General features: G+C 71.1%; 4 protein-coding genes and 1 pseudogene. 2 read left to right on the top strand and 3 right to left on the bottom strand.

The window, feature by feature from the left end:
• Positions 1–279 (bottom strand): annotated as a pseudogene (locus B7X32_RS19005) (hypothetical protein); the annotation flags it as partial.
• Here B7X32_RS19005 and B7X32_RS19000 point away from each other — a divergent pair.
• Positions 278–1,087 carry an ABC transporter ATP-binding protein gene (locus tag B7X32_RS19000; RefSeq protein WP_292723288.1) on the top strand — a complete coding sequence of 270 codons (810 nt, stop codon included), beginning with the start codon at positions 278–280 and terminating at the stop codon, positions 1,085–1,087. The pseudogene B7X32_RS19005 and the gene B7X32_RS19000 overlap by 2 nt on opposite strands.
• Here the strand turns inward: B7X32_RS19000 and B7X32_RS18995 are convergent.
• Positions 1,053–2,393: an acyltransferase gene (locus tag B7X32_RS18995; protein WP_292723285.1), complete on the bottom strand. Its 1,341-nt coding sequence runs from the start codon at positions 2,391–2,393 to the stop codon at positions 1,053–1,055. The genes B7X32_RS19000 and B7X32_RS18995 overlap by 35 nt on opposite strands.
• 229 nt (positions 2,394–2,622) lie before the next feature.
• Here B7X32_RS18995 and trpS point away from each other — a divergent pair, with 229 nt between their 5' ends.
• Positions 2,623–3,663 (top strand): tryptophan--tRNA ligase, encoded by a 1,041-nt coding sequence (gene trpS / locus B7X32_RS18990; RefSeq protein ID WP_292723283.1) that lies wholly within the window; start codon positions 2,623–2,625, stop codon positions 3,661–3,663.
• Here the strand turns inward: trpS and B7X32_RS18985 are convergent.
• Positions 3,651–4,275, bottom strand: a 625-nt coding sequence (locus B7X32_RS18985) for a DUF4349 domain-containing protein (RefSeq protein WP_292723281.1), incomplete at its 5' end; no start/stop codon positions are given. The two genes, trpS and B7X32_RS18985, sit on opposite strands and share 13 nt — an antisense overlap.

Genomic DNA, 4,275 nt, shown 5'->3' with positions numbered 1-4,275 from the left:
GATCACCACCACCGCCGGGCGCTCACGCGCGAGCAGGCCCGGCAGATGGTTGCGCGCACTCAGCGAGGTCTCGCCGCTGATGCTGGCATTGACCACGCGCCACGGCGGCTCCATCTTGGCCAGACGCGCGTACAGCAGGCTCACCCAGCCGGACTCGACCGGAATGTTGTGCGCAGCGGAGAGTGAGTCACCGAGCACCAGTACGCTCCGGGTCGGCGCCGCATGGGCGGCGGCCATTCCCCACAGCAGCAAGCCCAACGTGCAGAGGAAACGACGCATGAGTGATCCATCCGGTCCGGTGCTCGAGGCGATCGATGTTAGCAAGTCGGTCAGCGGCCCCGAGGGCACGCTGACGATCCTGCGCGGCGTGAGCCTTTCGGTGCGCGAGGGCGAGAGCTTTGCCATCGTCGGCGCCTCCGGATCGGGCAAGACCACCGCGCTCTCCCTCATGCTCGGACTGCGGCGGCCGACCTCGGGAACGGTGCTGTTCGAGGGCAGACCTCCGGCCTCCGGCGCCCGCGACGCCGTGCACGCCTTCCGGCGCGCGGTGCAGCCGGTCTACCAGGATCCGTTCGCCTCGTTGGATCCGCGCCAGCGGGTCGACTCCCTCCTCGCCGAGCCCCTGCGGTGGCTCGGCGATCCCGACGCCGCGCGCGGCGACCGGGGCGGGCGTCCCTCGCGAAGGGAGCGGCTGGTCGAGGCGCTGCGGGACGTCGAGCTCGAGGACGAGGCCCTGCTGCGCTATCCGCACGAGTTCTCCGGAGGTCAGCGGCAGCGCATCGCGATCGCGCGCGCCCTGATCACGCGGCCACGGGTGCTGCTCGCGGACGAGCCCGTGAGCGCGCTCGACCTCTCCACCCGGCTGGACATCGTGCGGCTGCTCGCGCGCCTCCAGGCCGAGCACGGCATGACGCTCGTCATGGTCTCGCACGACCTGTCTATCGTCGCCGAACTCTGTGCGGACATCGTGGTGCTGCAGGGGGGACGCGTCGTCGACGCCGGACGCACCTCCGACGTGCTCTCGGACCCGGCGAGCGCCTACACGCGCGCGCTCATCGACGCGGTGCCGAGGCTCCCGCAGGCGTGAGCGGCGCGCGGTACGCGCGGACGAGCAGCAGCGCGAGCGCGGATCCGACCAGCGCGCAGACGGCGAGCGGGAGATCCAGGCCGTAGGCCGTGATCGCGAGGATCGGCAGCACGAAGACGACGACGGCGGCCGCGGTCGTACCGCGGGAAGGCTCCTCGACCATGGGCGGCGCCTTCTCGAAGCGCACGAGCCAGAGCGACAGCAGCCACACCGCCGCGAGAACGACGATCAGGAACGGCACTCGTGTCCACCACCAGATCGCGCTGCCGGGCGCGGGCATCGGCACGGGCAGCAGCAGCTCCACGCCGATCAGCGCCATGATCATGGGCAGGTGCCAGAGGTACACCGTCATGAGGCGCGAGCCGATCAGCAGCACCGCCCCCTGCGCGGCGCGGGTGCGCATGAGCGCCGCGAGCGGGCGATGCAGCACGGTCAGCGCTGCGGCCTGGACGACGGCGAGGATCGCGAGGGGCGTCGTCGGCGGCCACTGATTGCTGAGCATGTTCCAGGAGTATCCGCCGAGGGACACCAGGCCCCAGATGGCGAGATATCCGACCGCGATGAGGCCGAGGAGCTGCCAGAACCGGCGACGGGCGAACCACCCGTCGAACAGGAAGAAGCCGATCTGCTGGGCGAACAGCCACACGAAGGCCACGTTGGGGATGCCGAAGAGCTCGGCACCGATGCCGTAGCCGGTGGAGGGGACGTGGCCGAGCCCGAGCAGCCCGCCGGCGACCAGGTAGCGGAGCGCATCCGTCGCCGCGGCGCCGGCGAGCAGCACGACCGGCACGAACATTCCGAAACGGGCATGCAATCCGATCATCCACGGAGCGAGCGCCTGCACGAGCAGATACGCGGCGAGGAACCAGAGCGGCGAGCCGACGCCGATCGCGATCGTGTCGACGAGCGCGGGATCGACACCGAGCACGCGTGTCGCCGCGAGGGCGACGGCGAAGAAGACGAACACGGGGATCGCCGGGCGGGCGAGCCGCGCCAGGCGCAGGCGCACGAAGCCGACGGCGTCGTCGCCGCGGCGCTGTGCGGACCGCCAGCCCGCTCTGGCCGCGTAACCGCCGACGACGAAGAACAGCGGCATGATGTTCAGGATCCAGCTGACCGCGTCGAACCAGACCTGCCCCTCGACCGTGCGCTCGATGAGCAGGGAGCCGTCAGGACGCCGGCCGACGCCGGTGAACAGGATGTGCACGAACACGACCAGGACGACGCAGGAGACGCGGGTCAGATCGAGCGTCAGATCACGCCCTTCGCGGACGGCGCTGGCTGGCGAGACGGCGGCGTTGCTCATGGCGATGACCCTAGCGGCGCCGGCATGCCGCGCGCGGCATCGGACGAGGTCGGCGAGCCGCGGTCGCGGACCGGCGTACGATGGGGCCATGCGCGTGACGAACTCCTGGTGGTGGCTGCTCTAGCAGCCGTACGCGCACGAAAGACCTCTCATTCACGCGGGCTGCATGGCGGCCCGCGTTCTTCTTGCGCGCAGTGCGTCCGTGCGGCTCCCGAACCCTGGAGCAGATATGGACACCTTCACCGCGACGAACGCCCGCATGACGCCGCTGCGATCCGAGATCGCCGCGCACCCGGAGCAGCATCGGATCCTGACGGGAGAGCGTCCCACGGGGCGCCTGCATCTCGGCCACCTGTTCGGGACGATCCTCGAACGCGTGCGCCTGCAGGCCGCGGGCGTCGAGACCTTCGTCGTGCTCGCCGACTATCAGGTGATCACGGACAGGGAGAGCCCGGGGGAGGTGCGCGAGAACATCCTCGAGGCCGTCCGCGACAACCTCGCGGCGGGTCTCGATCCGGAGCGCACGGTGTTCTTCACGCACTCGTCGATCCCGGAGCTGAATCAGCTGCTGCTGCCGTTCCTCAGCCTCGTGACCGAGGCCGAACTCCGCCGCAACCCCACGGTGAAGGCGGAGGCGCAGGACTCGGGACGAGCGCTCGGCGGGCTGCTGCTGACCTACCCCGTGCATCAGGCGGCCGACATCCTGTTCTGCAAGGGAACGCTCGTGCCCGTCGGCAAGGACAACCTCCCGCATGTCGAGATGACCCGCACGGTGGCCCGGCGCTTCAATGAGCGGTACGGAGCGGTGTTCCCGGTGCCGGAAGGGCTCGTGACGGACTCGCCGGAGCTGCCGGGCCTGGACGGCCGGAAGATGTCGAAGAGCCACGGGAACGGGATCACCCTCGGCATGAGCGAGGAGGAGACGGCGCTCGCGATCCGTCGCGCACGCACCGACTCGGAGCGGAGGATCGCGTACGACCCCGTGCGCCGCCCCGGCGTCGCGGGCCTGCTCACGACGGCCGCGACCTGTCTGGGCCTGGCGCCGGAGGACGTCGCGGCCCGGATCGGGACGGGCGGGGCGGCCGAGTTGAAGCGCGTCACCACGACCGCCGTCAACGACTTCCTGCGCGCGCACAGGGAGCGCCGTGCGCGGATCACGCCGGACGACGCCGCCACGGCGATCCGCGCGGGCAATGGCCGCGCCCGTGAGATCGCCGCGGAGACGCTCGACGAGGTCCGCGCCGCGATGGGGATGTCCTACGGCTTCTGATCCTCGGCGAGGGCGGTCGCGACGCTCTGCGTGCGCTCTGCGACCGCGGCGCGGAGGCGCCGAGAGCGGCGCGTCCGCACGATCGCCCACACGATGAGCGCCACGACGAGCGCGAGCGCCAGCCAGGGCAGGAGGAATCCGAGCGCGATCACCAGAGCGTTGAGCGAGACGATGAGCCCCTTCCAGCCTGCCGCGAGACCGTCGCCGAAGCCTGCGGGATCCGCCGCGGCCGGCGCCTCGCGGACGAGCGTCACCTGCACGGAGGACATCGCGACCTGGGACTCGAGATCCTTCAGCTGCTGCTGCGCGGACTGCAGCTGCGACTGGCGGTCGGTGAGCGCGGTCTCGGCCGTGAGCAGATCCGAGACCGAGGTGGCTTGGGACATCAGTTGGGTCAGGCGCGTGACGGACGCCGTCAGCGAGTCGATCTGCGCGCGCAGATCGGTCGTCGCCGTGGTCACGTCGTTCGTGCCGATCGAGCTCGCCAGCACGGCGCCCTGTTGCCGCAGCGCGTCCATCACGGCGTCGAGGTCCGCGACCGGGACCCGCAGGGTCACCCAGCCGTCTCCGGAGGGCGACGGGACGATCCCACCCTCGGTCGCCGCGGGGCGC

This window comes from Microbacterium sp. 13-71-7 (genome assembly GCF_002257455.1).
Lineage (GTDB): Bacteria > Actinomycetota > Actinomycetes > Actinomycetales > Microbacteriaceae > Microbacterium.
Note: the sequence above shows the minus strand (reverse complement) of the source record. Positions and strands in the feature narration are given on the sequence as shown.

Coding starts and splice junctions, on each gene's coding strand:
- B7X32_RS19000 (WP_292723288.1), top strand. CDS start 278: ATGAGTGATCCATCCGGTCCGGTGCTCGAGGCGATCGATGTTAGCAAG.
- trpS (WP_292723283.1), top strand. CDS start 2,623: ATGGACACCTTCACCGCGACGAACGCCCGCATGACGCCGCTGCGATCC.
- B7X32_RS18995 (WP_292723285.1), bottom strand. CDS start 2,393: ATGAGCAACGCCGCCGTCTCGCCAGCCAGCGCCGTCCGCGAAGGGCGT.